This is a genomic window from Streptomyces sp. NPDC107581 (assembly GCF_055657175.1).
Window position 1 is genome coordinate 811,504 of record NZ_JBVKBH010000001.1, and the last position, 17,351, is coordinate 828,854.

Sequence of the window (17,351 nt, forward strand, 5' to 3'; positions counted from 1 at the left end):
AAGTGCCGTCCGTTGCGGGCGCGTATCCCCAATTCGGACCAGTGGTCGACCTCGCCTACACTCGATGGCGTGCCACGTGGTGACGGTCGACTCAATCACGATCTGCTCCCCGGCGAGAAAGGCCCCCAGGACGCTTGTGGCGTCTTCGGTGTCTGGGCTCCGGGCGAAGAGGTCGCAAAGCTCACGTACTTCGGGCTCTACGCCCTCCAGCACCGGGGTCAGGAATCCGCGGGAATCGCGGTCAGCAACGGCTCCCAGATCCTCGTCTTCAAGGACATGGGCCTGGTCTCCCAGGTCTTCGACGAGACTTCTCTCGGATCGCTCCAAGGTCACATCGCGGTCGGACACGCCCGCTACTCGACCACCGGCGCCTCCGTGTGGGAGAACGCCCAGCCGACCTTCCGTGCCACCGCGCACGGCTCGATCGCGCTCGGGCACAACGGCAACCTGGTCAACACGGCGCAGCTCGCCGCGATGGTGGCCGACCTGCCCAAGGACACCAACGGCCGCTCGACCCGGGTCGCGGCCACCAACGACACCGACCTGCTGACGGCCCTGCTGGCCGCCCAGGTCGACGAGGACGGCAAGCCGCTGACCATCGAGGAGGCCGCGCACGCGGTGCTCCCGAAGGTGCGGGGCGCCTTCTCCCTCGTCTTCATGGACGAGCACACCCTCTACGCCGCCCGCGACCCGCAGGGCATCCGCCCGCTGGTCCTCGGCCGGCTGGAGCGCGGCTGGGTGGTGGCCTCCGAGTCCGCCGCCCTCGACATCTGCGGCGCCAGCTACGTCCGCGAGATCGAGCCGGGCGAGTTCGTCGCCATCGACGAGAACGGCCTGCGCACCTCCCGCTTCGCGGAAGCGAAGCCCAAGGGCTGTGTCTTCGAATATGTGTACCTGGCCCGCCCGGACACCGACATCGCCGGCCGGAACGTGTACCTCTCCCGGGTGGAGATGGGCCGCCGCCTGGCGAAGGAGGCGCCCGCCGAGGCCGATCTGGTCATAGCGACCCCGGAGTCCGGCACCCCGGCCGCGATCGGCTACGCGGAGGCGTCCGGCATCCCCTTCGGCGCCGGCCTGGTGAAGAACGCCTACGTCGGCCGCACCTTCATCCAGCCCTCGCAGACCATCCGGCAGCTCGGCATCCGGCTGAAGCTGAACCCGCTGAAGGAAGTCATCAAGGGCAAGCGCCTGGTCGTCGTGGACGACTCGATCGTGCGCGGCAACACCCAGCGGGCGCTCGTGCGGATGCTGCGCGAGGCCGGGGCCGCCGAGGTCCACATCCGGATCTCCTCCCCGCCCGTGAAGTGGCCCTGCTTCTTCGGCATCGACTTCGCCACCCGCGCCGAGCTGATCGCCAACGGCATGAGCATCGAGGAGATCGGCACCTCCCTGGGCGCCGACTCCCTGGCGTACATCTCCATCGACGGCATGATCGACGCGACCACCATCGCCAAGCCGAACCTGTGCCGCGCCTGCTTCGACGGCGAGTACCCGATGGAGCTGCCGGACCCCGAGCTGCTCGGCAAGCAGCTGCTGGAGACCGAGCTGGCCGCAGGGCCGGCCGCCACGGCCGCGGCCGACGCGATCCGTCGTCCGTAAGCCCCGTACAAACCAACCCGAAAGATCCCAGGCAATGTCTGCTGCGTTTGATCAGTCACCGCCGGCGACGGGCACCCCTGCCGGTGCTTCCTACGCGGCTGCCGGAGTCGACATCGAGGCGGGCGACCGCGCCGTGGAGCTGATGAAGGAGTGGGTGAAGAAGACCCAGCGGCCCGAGGTCCTGGGCGGCCTCGGCGGCTTCGCCGGGCTCTTCGACGCCTCCGCCCTCAAGCGCTACGAGCGCCCGCTGCTCGCCTCCGCCACGGACGGCGTCGGCACGAAGGTCGACGTCGCGCGCCGCATGGGCGTCTACGACACCATCGGCCACGACCTGGTCGCCATGGTCATGGACGACATCGTGGTGTGCGGCGCCGAGCCGCTGTTCATGACGGACTACATCTGCGTCGGCAAGGTCCACCCCGAGCGGGTCGCCGCGATCGTCAAGGGCATCGCGGAGGGCTGTGTGCTGGCCGGCTGCGCCCTGGTGGGCGGCGAGACGGCCGAGCACCCGGGCCTGCTGGGCGCGGACGACTTCGACGTCGCCGGCGCCGGTACGGGCGTGGTGGAGGCCGACCGGCTGCTGGGCGCGGATCGTATCCGTACGGGTGACGCGGTGATCGCCATGGCGTCCTCCGGCCTTCACTCGAACGGGTACTCCCTGGTCCGCCACGTGCTGCTGGACCGCGCGGGCATGGCCCTGGAGACGGAGGTCGCGGAGCTCGGTCGCACCCTCGGCGAGGAGCTGCTGGAGCCCACCAAGATCTACTCGCTGGACTGCCTGGCGCTGACCCGCACCACCGAGGTGCACGCCTTCAGCCACATCACCGGCGGCGGACTCGCGGCCAACCTGGCCCGGGTCATCCCGGACGGGCTGCACGCGATCGTCGACCGTGCCACCTGGGCCCCGGGTGCGATCTTCGACCTGGTCGGCAGGACCGGCAGCGTCGAGCGCCTGGAGCTGGAGAAGACCCTCAACATGGGCGTCGGCATGATCGCGATCGTGCCGGAGGAGTCCACGGAGGCGGCCCTCGCGACCCTGGCCGACCGCGGGGTCGACGCATGGGTGGCGGGAGAGATCACCGACCGGGGCGGCAAGGAGACCGGCGCCGAGCTGGTGGGCGACTACGCCGGCTGAGACCGCAGACAGCACAGAAGCCGGTCGGTGGCTGTGCCACCGACCGGACTGGTGCTCAATGCAAGGTCAAGCGCCGCGACGGTGTTGTGAGGGACCTTGGTCCTCGTCCTCGTCGTCGTCCTCATAGAGGTCGGCGTACCGAGAGTAAAGATCGTCCTCGTCATCCTCATCGTCCTCGAAAGGCTCGCCGTTCGGCGGCTGGTTCGAAGTCGATGCGCCCAGTTCATCGGCCAGACGCGAGAGGTCAGTCCCACCGCTGTTGTACTTCAGCTGGCGGGCGACCTTCGTCTGCTTGGCCTTGGCCCGGCCGCGCCCCATGGCTCGACCCCCTCGGTGACGGGGCTCATTGGCCCCAGAGTCTGACACGCGTTCATGATCCGGAACGGACCCTCCGCGGAGAGGCCGGTCCGTAGGGCTTCCACGGTACCTGAGCCTGCGCCCATACGGTACGTCGCCCGCACCACGCGCGTGTGCACAGGACCCTCGAGGTGCCCTGTCCTCGCTGGTCAGTGGCGATTTTAACCACTTATCGGGGTGCGACCCGCCGGTTGAAGTGAGAGTTCTCTCTAAGTTCCCGCCGACGGGTACCGCTCATGCGTGCGATCGGACACCCGGTCGGGGTCCGATCGCACCCGTGTCAGCGTGCGGTGCGGGCGTCGGCCATGCGCTGCTCGGCGATCCGGTCGGCCGCGGCGGCCGGCGGAATGCCGTCTTCCTTCGCACGTGCGAATATGGCCAGCGTGGTGTCGAAGATCTTCGCCGCCTTCGCCTTGCACCGGTCGAAGTCGAACCCGTGCAGCTCGTCGGCCACCTGGATGACCCCGCCGGCGTTCACCACGTAGTCCGGCGCGTAGAGGATCCCGCGGTCGGCGAGGTCCTTCTCCACACCCGGGTGGGCGAGCTGGTTGTTGGCGGCACCGCACACCACCCGGGCGGTGAGTACCGGCACGGTGTCGTCGTTCAGGGCGCCGCCGAGGGCGCAGGGGGCGTAGATGTCGAGCTCCTCGACGCGGATCAGCGCGTCGGTGTCGGCGACGGCCGTCACACCCGCGGAGTACTGCCCGAGGATCCGCTGGACGGCGTCCGCGCGGACATCCGTGACGACGACCTCGGCGCCCTCGTCCCGCAGGTGGCGGACCAGGTGGTGGCCGACCTTGCCGACGCCCGCGACGCCGACCTTGCGGCCGCGCAGCGAGGGGTCGCCCCACAGGTGCTGGGCGGAGGCGCGCATGCCCTGGTAGACGCCGAAGGCGGTGAGCACGGAGGAGTCGCCGGCCCCGCCGCTCTCGGGGGAACGGCCGGTGGTCCAGCGGCACTCGCGGGCCACGACGTCCATGTCGGCGACGTAGGTGCCGACATCGCACGCGGTGACGTAGCGCCCGCCGAGCGAGGCGACCATGCGCCCGTAGGCGAGCAGCAGTTCCTCGGTCTTGTCGCGTTCCGGGTCGCCGATGATCACGGCCTTGCCACCGCCGTGGTCGAGACCGGCCATGGCGTTCTTGTACGACATCCCGCGCGCGAGGTTGAGGGCGTCGGCGACGGCCTCGGCCTCGGTCGCGTACGGGTAGAAGCGCGTGCCGCCGAGGGCGGGGCCCAGGGCGGTGGAGTGGATGGCGATCACGGCCTTGAGACCGCTGGCGCGGTCCTGGCAGAGCACGACCTGCTCATGGCCGCCCTGGTCCGAGTGGAACAGGGTGTGCAGGACATCAGCAGGTGCGCCGGTTACGTCGGTCACTGTGGTGACTCCTGTGTAAGTAGCGGCGAGTGGGGCTCGGCTCCCGTGCGGGTGGCGGGTGCTGTGGCATGAGCGTAGGCCCTGTGCCCACCAGCCATCCGCGCAGTGTTCAGGATCACTCTCCCGGACCGCTCATGCACGCATGACCGTGGGACGATTTGCAGGGGTTTCGAGCCGGGTCCGATGGGGAGGGAGCAGGCGTGCCCAAGGTGTCCTCCGTGGTGGTCCCCTACGCCGCGTACCTGCGTGTCTACGAGCCGCTGGCCGCCTTCCCGGAGCCGGAGCGCACCCACTGGGCGCGCTACGCCCGGCGCCCGGACCGTCCTTCCTACCAGGACGAACTGCGCCGCTCGCTCGCCGACTTGCTGCCCACCCCGCCGATCCCGGTGCCGGTGCACGAGAGCAGCGACGCCTTCGTGCTGGACGTCGACGGAGTGGTCTGCGTCTGCCCCTGGCGGACCCGGCTGCGCAGCTGGCAGGCCCTGGGCGACATCGCCGAGGAGCTGCCGCCGCCGGTGCTGGACGCGGTGCTGCCGCCGGTGGTGCGCCACCAGGCCGCGCAGGACTACGAGCGCTGGCTCGCCCGCAACCCGGACGCCCGGCCCTGGATCCGCACCGCGACCTGGCAGATCCCGCTGAACTGGTTCGTGCTGGTCTCCGACGAGGAGCGCCGGTACGAGAAGGCGTCCGGCGAGGTGCCGCCGATGCTGCGCTACCGCACCCCGATGGTGCAGGCCCGGCGCCGGGTGGCGCGGGCGCTGCGCACGCTGAAGGACACCATCGAGGAGGGGCCGCTGATCGACGGCCTGGTGGATGTCGGCCGCTGGCTGGAGGAGTTCCACCCGCGCTCGCTGGTGGAGCTGGACTACGGCGGCCTGGTGCACGCGGTGCCGGCCGGACGGCTGGCGGACGACCACTCGGCGGCGGACGTGGCCGACGGCATCGAGGCGCTGCGCCGGGGCGACGGGATGGCCGCCGGAGAGGCTTACGGGCGGCTGGTGGAGCGGTGGCGGACGGTACGTGACCGACGCTCCGCGAACTGAGTGACGCAGGTCACGGTCAAAAACCCGCTGAACGACGTACGGTCTACGGCACTTGACCACCTGACGGGACGTTGGTCCCGATCCGGGCTTTTGTCCAAAGGGTGACGGACGGCACTTACACGGCCCTTGCGCCTCTTGCCGCCCCTCATGCCAAAATAGGACAAGGAGTCCGGGGAGGGCTCTGTCCGTCCCGCTATGCTCCATCGTGGGTGGAATCTCTGCATTGCACGCTTTGGGGGGTCTGATGGCTCCTGATTGTCCTGTGACTGATCGTCACAGTGGCGTGACTGTCCGCTATGGCATGGTCCATCGGCTTCCGTCGCTGATGAACACCTGGGAGGGCAATTCCATCGGTTTGGCCGACGCGGCTGGACAGATGGTGTAGTTGTAGTGCCGAGGACAAGCCGTTCGTCCTATAACCGACTCGACTCGCGTCCGCCATTTCGGGCAACGCGGGTCAAGGTGCAGAATTTAGAGGAAAGAACCGAGAAGGTTCGGTTCTCCCGAGGAGGCCGCTCATGACCGCTCGCACCCCTGATGCCGAGCCGCTGCTGACCCCCGCTGAGGTCGCCACCATGTTCCGCGTCGACCCCAAGACGGTCACGCGGTGGGCGAAGGCCGGCAAGCTCACTTCGATCCGCACGCTCGGCGGGCACCGCCGCTACCGCGAGGCTGAGGTCCGTGCTCTGCTCGCGGGCATCCCGCAGCAGCGCAGCGAGGCCTGAACAACTGAATAACCGGGCAAACCGGCTGGTCCCCCAACCTGCCGTGGCGCCCGAAACCCAAGCTCCAAGCGACGCGGGACCTGCCCCAACAGGGCCCACGCCCAAGCCGAAGAGAACGTTGTAGGCATCGCCACAGGGTGCGTCGTAGATCGCGCTGGACTCCGCCGGGTCCAGCGCGATCTTTTTTGTGCGCTGGTCGGGGGTGTGATGGCGCCTCTGTGAGCGGCCTTGTCGGAGTCTGGGGAGGGTTGTCGGAACGGCTGTGTGCGACCCCTGGGAGGGGTGCAATTGCACATATTAAATTGACCAGTTGTAGGACGGGGGTAAATACCGCCGTTTCAGAAACTCATGCGGTGACACCCGTCACACGCCGCGATGCTTGTTGCCATCGGCGTGCGTGCGCTAATGGAACCGCTCGTTCCAGCGTGCCACGCCCGGGCGGGTGTTGGGCCCGGCGTTGGTCACGCGCTGCGGGGACTTTCGTCCTCCGCGCCCTCCACGGCCTCTGCAACCTCCACGACGCCGACCATGCCGACCGTCTCGTCGCCCGGTTCGGCGGGCCGTGGGCCGCCGGTCATCGCCAGCCGCAGCAGGTGATGACAGATCGGGCAGTGACGGGTGAGGTGCCGGTAGGACGAGGCGGCCGACAGATGCGCCCTCAGCAGCGCCCGCGTCTCGTGCCTGGCCGATGCCGCCATACGCCACCTCCGGGGGCCGCACAGGGGGACGGGCCCTGGTTTCTGGGTACCGGCGGAATGTGACGTCGTCAAGGGCGCGAGCGACCGCGCCGGGGCCGGCCGTCCGCAGCGACCACGAGGCAGGCTACGCCCAGCGGGCGGCCGCTCGGCATGAGTTCGTGAAACTCGATGGGGGCGCGACCTCGGTCGCGCTCCGCATCTCCTGGCAGGGGCCCGTCGGAAAGCGGTCGCCCGCCCTGCGGGCGGGCCCGTGGACGTCCTTCCGCGGCCGTTCTTCTCGGAGTGCCGGCAGGGACGCCCCGGCGGGCGATCGGGGCGGAAAGCGGAAGGCCCCCCGTCCCAGCGGGACGGGGGGCCTTCTCTACTGCGGTCCTGACGGGATTTGAACCCGCGGCCTCCACCTTGACAGGGTGGCGAGCACTCCAAGCTGCTCCACAGGACCAGGTTTCGCGGCGCCTATTGCTGCGTTGCGCTGCGAGAAGAGACTGTACAGGAGGGTGAGCCCGCTGGTCGAACTCACCCTCTGTACGTGCACGACTACGGGGCGGCGGCGTCGATCGCCTTCACGATCCGCTTGTCGGAGACCGGGTACGCCGTGCCCAGCGCATGCGCGAAGTAGCTGACCCGGAGCTCCTCGATCATCCAGCGGATGTCGAGCACCTGCTGCGGCACCGGCCGGCCCTGCGGCAGCTGTTCCAGCAGCCAGGCGTACTCGTCCCGCATCTCATGGACCTTCTCCATGCGGCTGGTGTCCCGCTGGACGCCGGTCGGCATCTGCTGCAGGCGCCGGTCGGCGGCCACCAGGTAGCGCATGAGGTCGGGCAGCCGCCGTATGCCCGCCCAGGTGACGAAACCGGGCTTCACGAGGGCGTCCAGCTGCTTGCGGACGTCCGTCAGGTTCGCCAGCAGGACGGGGCTGTTCGTGGCCTTCAGACGGCGCTCACAGGCCTGCCAGGCGGCCAGGACCTGCTGCACCTGCCCGACCGTGCGGACCGTCGTGTCCACGATCTCCGCGCGCACCTTGTCGTAGAGCTTCCGGTACGACTCCTCGTCCCACACCGGGCCGCCGAAGTCCGCGATCAGCTTGTCGGCCGCCGCCATCGCACAGTCGTCGAAGAGGGCCTGGATGGAGCCGTGCGGGTTGGCGGAGAGCGCCAGCTTCTGGGCGTTGGTCAGCTTCTCGGATGCGAACTTCGCCGGGTTCACCGGGATGTTCCGCAGGATCAGCCGGCGGGTGCCCTTCCACATCGCCTCGGTCTGCTCGGCCTCGGTGTCGAAGAGGCGGACCGAGACCGTGTCGCCGTCGTCCACCAGTGCCGGGTACGCCTTCACCGGCTGCCCGGCCCGGCGGGTCTCGAAGACCCGGGTGAGCGGGCCGATCGTCCAGTCGGTCAGCCCCTTGCGCTCCAGGGACTCCCCGCCCTGCCGGGAGGCGGTCGCGGCCGCGGCCTGGGAGAGGGCCTGGCGCGCCTTCGGCTTCAGCCGGAGCTTGAGCGCCTCCAGATCCTTGTCCTCGTCGAGCTTGCGCCGCCGCTCGTCCACGATCCTGAAGGTGATCTTCAGGTGGTCGGGGAGCTTCGCCCAGTCGAAGTCGTCCGCCTCGAAGGGGACGCCGACCATGCGCTTCAGCTCCCGGGCCATGGTGACCGGCAGCGGCTCCTGCAGCGGTACCGCCCGCTCCAGGAACGCCTTCGCGTAGTTCGGCGCGGGCACGTAGTTGCGGCGGACGGGCTTGGGCAGCGAACGGATCAGCTCCGTCACCACCTCCTCCCGCAGGCCCGGGATCTGCCAGTCGAAGCCCTCGTCGGTGACCTGGTTGAGCACCTGGAGCGGGATGTGCACGGTGACACCGTCGGCGTCCGCGCCCGGCTCGAACTGGTACGTCACCCGGAACTTGAGCGGACCCTGGCGCCAGGAGTCCGGGTAGTCGTCCTTGGTGACCGCCTCCGCCGACTCGCGGATGAGCATGGCGCGTTCGAAGTCGAGGAAGTCGGGCTGTTCGGTCCGCTTCCGCTTCCACCAGGAGTCGAAGTGGGCGCCGGAGACGACGTGTTCGGGCACCCGCTGGTCGTAGAAGTCGAACAGCGTGTCGTCGTCCACGACGATGTCCCGGCGCCGCGCCCGGTTCTCCAGCTCCTCGACCTCGCTGAGCAGCTTGCGGTTGTCCGCGAAGAACTTGTGGTGCGTACGCCAGTCGCCCTCGACCAGCGCGTTGCGGATGAACAGCTCCCGGGAGACCTCCGGGTCGATCCGGCCGTAGTTCACCTTCCGCTGGGCGACGATCGGGACGCCGTACAGCGTCACCTTCTCGTACGCCATCACGGCCGCCTGGTCCTTCTCCCAGTGCGGTTCGCTGTACGTCCGCTTGAGCAGGTGCCCGGCGAGCGGTTCGACCCACTCGGGCTCGATCTTCGCGTTGACCCGGGCCCACAGCCGGGAGGTCTCCACGAGTTCGGCCGACATCAGGAACCGGGGCTGCTTCCGGAACAGCGCCGAGCCCGGGAAGATCGCGAACTTGGCGCTGCGGGCGCCCAGGTACTCGTTCTTGTTGCCGTCCTTCACGTCCTTCATCCCGACGTGGGAGAGGAGGCCGGCGAGGAGGGAGACATGGACGCGGTCGGCCGGGGCGTCGGTGCCCGCCGAAGGCTCCTCGAGGTGCATGCCCATCTGCTTGGCGACCGTGCGCAGCTGGGTGTAGATGTCCTGCCATTCACGGATGCGCAGGAAGTTCAGGTACTCCTGCTTGCACATCCGCCGGAAGGAGCTGGATCCCCGCTCCTTCTGCTGCTCGCGGACGTACCGCCACAGGTTCAGATAGGCGAGGAAGTCGCTGGTCTCGTCCTTGAAGCGGGCGTGCTGCTGGTCGGCCTGGGCCTGCTTCTCGGCCGGCCGCTCGCGCGGGTCCTGGATGGACAGCGCGGCCGCGATCACCATGACCTCGCGGACACAGCCGTTCTTGTCGGCCTCCAGGACCATCCGGGCCAGCCGGGGGTCGACCGGCAGCTGGGCCAGCTTGCGGCCGGAGTCGGTGAGGCGCTTGCGCGGGTCCTTCTGCGCGGGGTCCAGCGCGTGCAGCTCCTGCAGCAGCTGTACGCCGTCGCGGATGTTGCGGTGGTCCGGCGGGTCGATGAACGGGAACTTCTCTATGTCGCCGAGGCCGGCCGCGGTCATCTGGAGGATGACGGAGGCGAGGTTCGTGCGGAGGATCTCGGCGTCGGTGAACTCCGGGCGGGCGAGGAAGTCCTCCTCGCTGTACAGCCGGATGCAGATGCCGTCGGACGTACGGCCGCAGCGGCCCTTGCGCTGGTTGGCGCTGGCCTGCGAGATCGCCTCGATGGGCAGCCGCTGGACCTTGGTGCGGTGGCTGTAGCGGCTGATCCGGGCGAAGCCGGGGTCGATGACGTACTTGATGCCCGGGACGGTCAGGGACGTCTCGGCGACGTTGGTCGCCAGAACGATCCTGCGTCCGGTGTGCGGCTGGAAGACGCGGTGCTGCTCGGCGTGCGAGAGCCGGGCGTAGAGCGGCAGTACCTCCGTGAACCGGTACTTCTTCTTCTCCAGCGCGTCGGCCGTGTCCCGGATCTCCCGTTCGCCGGAGAGGAAGACGAGGATGTCGCCCTTCCCCTCCGCCATCAGTTCCTCGACGGCGTCGGTGATGGCGGTGATCTGGTCCCGGTCGGCGTCCTCGGAGTCCTCTTCGAGGAGCGGCCGGTAGCGCACCTCGACGGGATAGGTGCGGCCGCTGACCTCGATGATCGGGGCGTCGCCGAAGTGCCGGGAGAAGCGCTCGGGGTCGATGGTCGCCGAGGTGATGACGACCTTCAGATCCGGCCGCTTCGGCAGCAGCTGGGCGAGGTAGCCGAGCAGGAAGTCGATGTTCAGGGACCGCTCGTGGGCCTCGTCGATGATGATCGTGTCGTAGGCGCGCAGCTCGCGGTCGGTCTGGATCTCGGCGAGCAGGATGCCGTCGGTCATCAGCTTGACGAAGGTGGCGTCCGGGTTCACCTGGTCGGTGAAGCGGACCTTCCAGCCGACGGCCTCGCCGAGGGGCGTGCTCAGCTCGTCGGCGACGCGCTCGGCAACGGTCCGGGCGGCGATCCGGCGGGGCTGGGTGTGCCCGATCATGCCGCGGACACCGCGCCCCAGCTCCATACAGATCTTGGGGATCTGCGTGGTCTTGCCGGACCCGGTCTCGCCGGCCACGATCACGACCTGGTGATCGCGGATGGCCTCGGCGATCAGGTCCTTCTTCTGGCTGACGGGCAGCTGCTCGGGGTAGGTGACGGCGGGCAGACGGGAGCGCCGCTCGTCCATTCGTGCCGCGGCCGTGCCGATCTCGCCCTCGATCTCGGCGAGGACGGCGGCGAGGGCCTCCGGCTTACGGATCTTGCGCGCGCCCTCGAGCCGCCTGCCGAGCCGGTGCGCGTCGCGCAGCGACAGCTCGGTCAGGCGGGGGGCGAGGGAGCCGAGGGCGGGGGCTGGATGCGTAGACATACGCGGTCCAGGATCTCACCTCGGGGAAATCGCTGGCGAACGATTTGCTTCGGGGGCGCTCAGGGCGTGCGCTGGGCGGGCGGGGCGGCCTGCGCACGCTGCCGGCCCGAGCCGTCGCCGAGCGCGATCGACTTCGCGGTGTTGGACACCGCCTTGATCCCCAGATAGGCGGTGGTCATGCTGCTCACCGCGGTGAACGCGGCCGTCAGCACCCCGACGATCACGGCCTTGTCGCCGTTGAGGCGCCACACCCCGATGATCGCGACCGCGGCTATGGCGACGTTGCTGATCACGACCGCGAGCAGCCCGTACCGCGCCCGGTCCTTCTCCAGCTCCACGTCCTCGGACGTTCCGGTCTCGCTACGGCTCACTGTCCCCGTCCCCCGCTCCGCGGCTGCTCCGAACGAGCGTCCACCTGTGCTCGCTCGTACCCGCGCCGGACGGTACCGAAAACGACCGGGACGACGTGGGCCCCCTTCGGCCGAGGGGGCCTGGGTGCACCGGTCACGCGGTGGATCCTCGGTCTCCCCCGCGCAGCAGCTCCGTGACGGCCTGTTCCGACCAGTGGCCGTACGCACCGGGGCACGCCGCCACGTATTCCGCGACCGCCTGCATGTCCCAGGCCCCGGCCGACAGGAGTCCTGCCGCGAGGACCCGTACGTAGGCGGACGAGGGGGCCACCCACGGAACGTCGTCCATTCCCCAGGGGGCCGTGAAGGTCAGCGCGGGAAGGCCGTCGATCCGGCCGGCGCACACCAGCGTTTCGTAGCGGCCCCCGCCCAGGACGGCTCGCCCCTGCGTCAGTACGTCTTCCAGGTCCACGCCTGCTCCGGGCTCCCTGTACATCTCCTGGGCGGCGATGTCGGAGAACTGGTCCGTGGTCACCAGGTGCGCCCTCGCCAGCACGCGTCCGATCGCCCGCGGATCGTAGAAGGCCCTGCCTCCTCCCCAGACCCGCGACTCGGTCGCGAAGTACAGGGCACCGGTCAGCTCGACGGGGATCGACCGCTCCGGCATGGCCGGGTTCCGGCACCCCGGACAGTCCCTCGCCGCGCCGGGTGCCCGACCGCCCCGGATGTAGGCGGCAAGCCGGTCCCTGTGCATGTTCGAGCCGTACGAGGTGTACCAGACCCGCTCCGGATACCGGTCGGTCGGCAACGTCGGATCGATGCTGTGCAGGGCCTTCACCATCGGTCGCTCCTGAGGGGCGCGCTCACTCGGCTGAACGTCGTGCCTGCTGACATGAGGGTCTCCCGGAGGGGTCGTGATCATTCCCCGTCCCGGCCAATGTGCTCGGATCCCCGGGATCGGCGGCCAGGGGTGCGGGTCCCGCCGGACGGCGCTGCCCATACAGGTGATCTTGTCGCGACATCCCCGGAATCCATGGCTGCGCGCCCCACCGTGGGTGTCGGAGTGACACGCATCTCGACATGAAGGAGAACGGTATGGAAGCCCGAAAAGGGGATCGGCTCATCGTCCGGGGGCGCGTGGTCGGACAGCAGAATCACGTCGTGGAGATCGTGGAGGTTCTCGGACCGAAAGGGACCCCGCCCTACCGGGTGAGGGCCGAGAACGGCCACGAGACGATCATGTCCCCGGGGCCCGACAGCGTCGTAGAGCATCGCAAGGTGGGCGAGACGGCCTAGCCGCGAGAGTCGTTGCCGCGAGAGCCGCCGGTGCACCCGCCGGCGTATCCGCTGGCGCACCCGACACGAAAACACCCCCTCCGAGGATCCCGGAGGGGGTGTTTGCCCTGATAGGGCCACTGTGGCTGGGGCCGGGGTCGAACCGGCGACCTATCGCTTTTCAGGCGATCGCTCGTACCAACTGAGCTACCCAGCCACGGGGTTTCACGTGAAACCCCAGCGGTCCTGACGGGATTTGAACCCGCGGCCTCCACCTTGACAGGGTGGCGAGCACTCCAAACTGCTCCACAGGACCAAGCTTGTGCGTGCAACAGTCTCGCACACGGTATTGCGTGCCCCCAACGGGATTCGAACCCGAAATCGTTACGTTGCTGACCTGCGGAGATGCGCGAGAACCGGTCGAGTGTCCCCGTTCGCGCCCTCCTGGGTCCTGCTCGCCCACGAGCTCGGACTCGGATCAGTGTGGGCGCGCTCGACGCTCCGGAACCGCAGCAGTCCGGTGCTGACATGTCAGCGCCGCGTCAGCACAGGATGCCTTTGCGGGCCGCTTGTCGTCAGGGGCGATTCTTTGCAGGGGAGCGCAACGAGAACGTCCCGGACGGCAAGCCGTCCGGGACGTTCTGAAGGTGGTGGCTGGGGCCGGGATCGAACCGGCGACCTATCGCTTTTCAGGCGATCGCTCGTACCAACTGAGCTACCCAGCCACGCAGTTCGCCGAGGCGATCTGCAAGCGGTCCTGACGGGATTTGAACCCGCGGCCTCCACCTTGACAGGGTGGCGAGCACTCCAAACTGCTCCACAGGACCATATGTACGTATGCGAACGAAACTACATACGTAACGTTGTGCGTGCCCCCAACGGGATTCGAACCCGTGCTACCGCCTTGAAAGGGCGGCGTCCTAGGCCGCTAGACGATGAGGGCTATCGGCCCGCCTGCGCGCTTCTCAACGCGTCGGGGACGTGAGAAGCATATGGGATGGCGGGGAGGATCGCCAAAACGGTTTACGGCGAGGAGGGCGGAGAGGTGGGTGAGGAGGGGGAAGGGGAGCGCGGGGGCGGTGTGGCGCCCGGCAGGTTCTCCGCCGGGAGGTGGCGGCTGACCTCCGCCGTCGTCAGCCCCAGGCCGCCCAGTTTGATCGCGTCCCAGGCCTGCAGACGGTGGTTGTCACGGTCGAAGTAGAGGATCGAGGCCTCGATGGGGGCGGGGTACGTGTGCTCCACCGCGCGCAGCCCGCTGCCGCCGGTCGAGCCCTCCATGCGCAGCCGGGTGCCGTACTTCAGCATCTCCGTCCCCTCGTGATGCAGATGGCCGCAGAGCACCAGCGGCACCTCGCCGTCCGTCTCCCGGGCCGCGGCCGGCTCGTGGGCGATCGCCACGTCCACCGGGGTGCCCGCCGCCTGCTGGTCGCGCAGGGCCGAGGCCAGCCGGTCGCCCGCCAGCTGCTCGGCCGCGTCCCCGCCGGGTGTCACCGAGCGATCGGGGGTGAACTGCGGGTCGCCGATGCCCGCGAAGCGCAGGCCCGCGATCGTCTGCGCCCGGCCGTCGTCCAGGACGTGGACGTTCTTCATGCGTTCCAGGTAGCGCTGGGTGAGGTGCGAGTCGTGGTTGCCGCGGACCCAGACGTAGGGCACGCCCAGGTCGGCGATCGGGTCCAGGAAGGCGTTCTCCGCCGCCGTGCCGTGATCCATCGTGTCGCCGGAGTCGACGATCACGTTCACCTTGTACTGCTCCACCAGCGAGGCGATGATCTTCCAGCTCGCCGGGTTGAGATGGATGTCCGAGACGTGCAGGACCCGCAGGGTGGAGGGGTCCGGCTGGTAGGCCGGGAGCGTGGACGTGACGTCGTACAGCTTCGTCACGTTCGTCACCAGGCGCGCCAACTCCTTCTGGTAGACGTCGAACTCGGTGACGATGCTGCGTGCGTTGCCGACCAGGGACGGGGCCGAGGACAGCAGGCCGGAGAACTTCGGCTCCAGGACCGACTTCGGGTTCCAGGTGGCGTACGCCGTCGCGCCCGAGGCCACGAGCAGGGTCAGGGCCAGGCCGCCGGCCGCCAGGGCCCGGCGCGGCCGGCGGTAGACCGCGAGGCCGAGGGCCGTGGCTCCGGAGACCACGGCGACCGAGGAGCGTACGGCCAGGTCGAGCGTGCCGTGCTCGACGTCCCGGGCGACCTCGTCCTGGAGTCCGGAGAGCCGCTCGGGATGGTTGACGAGGGCCTGGGAGCGCAGCTGGTCGAGCTGGTCGACGTTCACCTCCAGGCGGACCGGCGCGACATGGCTGTCCAGGGTCAGCGCGCCCAGCGGGGAGACATTGATCTTCGTGCCGCCGGTGAGGGACGGGCGCAGCGCCATCGTCGTGTTCATCGGGCCGACCGGCGCCCGCACGCTCCCGACGATCAGCAGGCCGAGCCAGGCACCGACGAGGACCACGGCGGTGAGGCCGAGGGCGCCGAGCCAGGGGCGGGGGCGGGCGGCGAGCGCGAGGTCGGGCGGGCGGCGGGGGATCCGGCGGGGGCGGCCGGGGCGGCGTAGGCGGTGCGAGGCGCGGTTCAGCATGCGGTTCAGGGCTGCGACGGGGACGCGGGCCATTGGTGCCGTATGCCCACGCTCCGGCGCGGATATGCGATGGTTCGCCGCACTCGTACGGCCGCCGCGTGCCGGACCATGACCGTGTGCCGGAGCCGAAGCGTTCTTCTCGGGCCGGCTTCAGCCACGGGCCCCGGCATCGGCCCGCCGCGGGTCCAGCGGCCCGGTCCCCGGGGCCGGCTCGTGGCAGGTCCATCGGCGCGGTCCTCGGGGCCGGCCCGTCGCTGATCCACTGGCGCGGTCCCCGGGGCCGGCTCGTCGCGGGTCCAGCGGCTCGGTCTGCGGTTCCGGCTCGTGGCAGGTCCATCGGCGCGGTCCTCGGGGCCGGCCCGTCGCTGATCCACTGGCGCGGTCCCCGGGGCCGGCTCGTCGCGGGTCCAGCGGCTCGGTCTGCGGTTCCGGCTCGTGGCAGGTCCATCGGCGCGGTCCTCGGGGCCGGCCCGTCGCTGATCCACCGGCTCGGTCCCCGGGGCCGGCTCGTGGCTGCCGGCCGTCAGCCCCAGCCCAGTTCGTGGAGCCGGGCGTCCTCGATGCCGAAGTGGTGGGCCACCTCGTGGATGACCGTCACGGCCACTTCGTGGACCACGTCCTCCGCCGTCCCGCAGTAGCGCAGGGTCGGACCCATGTAGATCGTGATGCGGTCCGGGAGGACTCCGGCGTACCACTCCCCGCGCTCCGTGAGCGGGGTTCCCTCGTACAGGCCCAGCAGCTCCGGATCGGCGGCGGGCGGCTCGTCCTCCACGAAGACGGCCACGTTGTCCATGACCCGCGTCAGCTCCGGCGGGATCCGGTCCAGGGCCTCACTCACCAGTTCTTCGAACCTGTCGCGTGTCATCTCCAGCACACGGCCATTGTCGGGGACGACCGCGCGGAGCGGGGGGTGCGCGGGCCCCGGCCGGTGGCCGGGGGAAGGTCCGGGTCCCGGCCCAAAGCCGGGGGCTCCGGGACGTGTCCTCTTGCGGGCGGCGGGAGTTGGGGAGGTTGACTCCCTTTCTCGCCTCCGGAGGTGGCCGCCGTGCGCCCCTTGTACGTATCCGTCCGTCTGGCCGTCGCGGTGCTGGCCGTCACCGCTGCCGCCGGCTGTGTGAGCGTGGGCGACGACGCCGGCCGGGCCAGGCCCTCCCACTCGGCGGGCCGGCACGGCGGCGCGGCGCCCGACGGCGGTCCGGTGGACGGCCCGGGCGGCCTGGGTTACGGCGGCTCGGCGGGCCGCGGCGACGGCAAGCACGGGCACGGCGGCAAGGCGAAGCCGGGGGAGTCGGCCTCTGCCTCGCCGACGACCTCCGGGGCGGCCAGCGCGACGGCGGCACCGCCGAAGCCGCGGAAGACCGCGGGGCCCGGGGAGCCGGTACCGACCAAGGCCGAGCCGACGCCCCCGGTGACCTCCGCCCCGCCCGAGCCCCCGGTGTCCACCCCGCCCGCGCCGACCTCGGAGCCCCCGTCCGCCGAGCCGTCGTCCTCGGCGCACGAGGAGACGGGGCCGCAGCTGGCCGCGCGCGAACCGGCGCCCGCGGCGGGTACGCCGGCATGAGGGCCCGGGTCCGGGGTACTGCCGGGGAGCGGGCCCGGGCCGTGACGGCAGGGGCTGTGCCTCTGCCCCGCTGACCTGTGGCGATGGGCTCGGTTTGCCTTCAGGGGTGGTAGGTGCGTATGGTGGTAGATCGTTTGATCCCATTTGCCCGGCGCCACA

The 17,351-nt window shown here is 70.0% G+C and carries 14 protein-coding genes and 6 tRNA genes; 6 read left to right on the top strand and 14 right to left on the bottom strand.

Annotation, left to right across the window (positions count from 1 at the left end):
* The first annotated feature begins 69 nt into the window (after nt 1-69).
* A complete protein-coding gene (gene purF, locus ACZ7P3_RS03775; RefSeq protein WP_472078741.1) occupies nt 70-1,599 on the top strand; it encodes an amidophosphoribosyltransferase in 1,530 nt (509 codons plus the stop codon).
* Nucleotides 1,600-1,633: 34 nt separating this feature from the next.
* Complete coding sequence (gene purM / locus ACZ7P3_RS03780; protein ID WP_472078742.1) at nt 1,634-2,734, top strand: phosphoribosylformylglycinamidine cyclo-ligase; 1,101 nt, start codon at nt 1,634-1,636, stop codon at nt 2,732-2,734.
* Nucleotides 2,735-2,800: 66 nt separating this feature from the next.
* Here the strand turns inward: purM and ACZ7P3_RS03785 are convergent, their stop codons facing one another.
* Nucleotides 2,801-3,052, bottom strand: coding sequence for a DUF3073 domain-containing protein (locus tag ACZ7P3_RS03785; protein WP_472078743.1), 252 nt, complete (start codon nt 3,050-3,052; stop codon nt 2,801-2,803).
* A 319-nt stretch (nt 3,053-3,371) separates the two neighbouring features.
* Nucleotides 3,372-4,469, bottom strand: coding sequence for a Leu/Phe/Val dehydrogenase (locus ACZ7P3_RS03790; RefSeq protein WP_472078744.1), 1,098 nt, complete (start codon nt 4,467-4,469; stop codon nt 3,372-3,374).
* A gap of 200 nt (nt 4,470-4,669) precedes the next feature.
* Here ACZ7P3_RS03790 and ACZ7P3_RS03795 point away from each other — a divergent pair, with 200 nt between their 5' ends.
* A complete protein-coding gene (locus ACZ7P3_RS03795; protein WP_472078745.1) occupies nt 4,670-5,512 on the top strand; it encodes a DUF8083 family protein in 843 nt (280 codons plus the stop codon).
* Between the two features lie 518 nt (nt 5,513-6,030).
* Nucleotides 6,031-6,237, top strand: a complete 207-nt coding sequence (gene bldC / locus ACZ7P3_RS03800) for a developmental transcriptional regulator BldC (protein ID WP_003949541.1) — start codon at nt 6,031-6,033, stop codon at nt 6,235-6,237.
* A 461-nt stretch (nt 6,238-6,698) separates the two neighbouring features.
* Here bldC and ACZ7P3_RS03805 read toward each other — a convergent pair whose 3' ends face one another.
* The 5 genes from ACZ7P3_RS03805 to ACZ7P3_RS03825 all read right to left on the bottom strand — a co-directional run bounded on the left by ACZ7P3_RS03805 (nt 6,699) and on the right by ACZ7P3_RS03825 (nt 12,617).
* Nucleotides 6,699-6,935, bottom strand: coding sequence for a DUF6274 family protein (locus ACZ7P3_RS03805; protein WP_472078747.1), 237 nt, complete (start codon nt 6,933-6,935; stop codon nt 6,699-6,701).
* A gap of 367 nt (nt 6,936-7,302) precedes the next feature.
* Nucleotides 7,303-7,377: transfer RNA gene (locus ACZ7P3_RS03810), tRNA-Asp, on the bottom strand.
* A 95-nt stretch (nt 7,378-7,472) separates the two neighbouring features.
* Nucleotides 7,473-11,429, bottom strand: coding sequence for an ATP-dependent RNA helicase HrpA (hrpA, locus tag ACZ7P3_RS03815; protein WP_472078748.1), 3,957 nt, complete (start codon nt 11,427-11,429; stop codon nt 7,473-7,475).
* Between the two features lie 59 nt (nt 11,430-11,488).
* Entirely contained in the window at nt 11,489-11,800 is a 312-nt protein-coding gene (locus ACZ7P3_RS03820; RefSeq protein ID WP_472078749.1) for a hypothetical protein, read from the bottom strand.
* 133 nt (nt 11,801-11,933) lie between these two features.
* Complete coding sequence (locus tag ACZ7P3_RS03825) at nt 11,934-12,617, bottom strand: histone deacetylase (RefSeq protein WP_472078820.1); 684 nt, start codon at nt 12,615-12,617, stop codon at nt 11,934-11,936.
* A gap of 257 nt (nt 12,618-12,874) precedes the next feature.
* Here ACZ7P3_RS03825 and ACZ7P3_RS03830 point away from each other — a divergent pair, with 257 nt between their 5' ends.
* Complete coding sequence (locus ACZ7P3_RS03830) at nt 12,875-13,075, top strand: DUF1918 domain-containing protein (protein WP_472078750.1); 201 nt, start codon at nt 12,875-12,877, stop codon at nt 13,073-13,075.
* Between the two features lie 122 nt (nt 13,076-13,197).
* Here ACZ7P3_RS03830 and ACZ7P3_RS03835 read toward each other — a convergent pair.
* The 7 genes from ACZ7P3_RS03835 to ACZ7P3_RS03865 form a co-directional block, all read right to left on the bottom strand.
* Nucleotides 13,198-13,271: transfer RNA gene (locus ACZ7P3_RS03835), tRNA-Phe, on the bottom strand.
* Nucleotides 13,272-13,295: 24 nt separating this feature from the next.
* Nucleotides 13,296-13,370 (bottom strand) — tRNA-Asp (locus tag ACZ7P3_RS03840).
* Between the two features lie 332 nt (nt 13,371-13,702).
* A tRNA-Phe gene (locus tag ACZ7P3_RS03845) sits at nt 13,703-13,779 on the bottom strand.
* Nucleotides 13,780-13,806: 27 nt separating this feature from the next.
* Nucleotides 13,807-13,881: transfer RNA gene (locus ACZ7P3_RS03850), tRNA-Asp, on the bottom strand.
* 43 nt (nt 13,882-13,924) lie between these two features.
* Nucleotides 13,925-13,997 (bottom strand) — tRNA-Glu (locus ACZ7P3_RS03855).
* Nucleotides 13,998-14,077: 80 nt separating this feature from the next.
* Nucleotides 14,078-15,664 (bottom strand): metallophosphoesterase family protein, encoded by a 1,587-nt coding sequence (locus ACZ7P3_RS03860; RefSeq protein ID WP_472078751.1) that lies wholly within the window; start codon nt 15,662-15,664, stop codon nt 14,078-14,080.
* A 490-nt stretch (nt 15,665-16,154) separates the two neighbouring features.
* On the bottom strand, nt 16,155-16,505 hold the full coding sequence (locus ACZ7P3_RS03865) for a metallopeptidase family protein (RefSeq protein WP_472078752.1): 351 nt from the start codon (nt 16,503-16,505) through the stop codon (nt 16,155-16,157).
* 171 nt (nt 16,506-16,676) lie between these two features.
* On the opposite strand from ACZ7P3_RS03865, the gene ACZ7P3_RS03870 reads away from it, so the two are divergent.
* Nucleotides 16,677-17,192, top strand: coding sequence for a hypothetical protein (locus ACZ7P3_RS03870; protein ID WP_472078753.1), 516 nt, complete (start codon nt 16,677-16,679; stop codon nt 17,190-17,192).
* Nucleotides 17,193-17,351: the final 159 nt, after the last annotated feature.